1 protein-coding gene is annotated in these 292 nt (G+C 66.8%); it reads left to right on the top strand.

Annotation, left to right across the window (positions count from 1 at the left end; all coding sequences use genetic code 11):
- Positions 1-292: toxic anion resistance protein (locus EN804_RS36430; RefSeq protein ID WP_189602239.1), on the top strand; the 292-nt coding region annotated here is incomplete at both ends.

Below are 292 nucleotides of genomic sequence, written 5' to 3'. Positions count from 1 at the left end.
CTTGGCCTGGTCCGCGAGGATCTGCCGCGCATCGCCGAGATCCGTCTGGAGCTGGATGACCTGCGCCCGGGCAACCTGCAGGTCTTCGGTCGCGAAGCGGCCACGCGCACCGCAGTGTTTTCCAGCCAGTTGCTGGACCAGGTGCGCAATCGTGACCTCGATGCCAGCGGCGAGAAACTGGGCGAAGTGGTGCGCATCGCGCGCAGCCTGAAGCTGGACAGCTTCGCGCAGCGGTCGAAGGTGCCGGTGATTGGTGGCCTGATCGACCGCCTGCGCGTATCCAAGGGCGAGC

The sequence above is a fragment of the Mesorhizobium sp. M8A.F.Ca.ET.161.01.1.1 genome, from assembly GCF_004792105.1.
Lineage (GTDB): Bacteria > Pseudomonadota > Alphaproteobacteria > Rhizobiales > Rhizobiaceae > Mesorhizobium.
The sequence above is the reverse complement of the archived record's forward strand: the minus strand, read 5'-3'. Positions and strand labels throughout refer to the sequence as shown.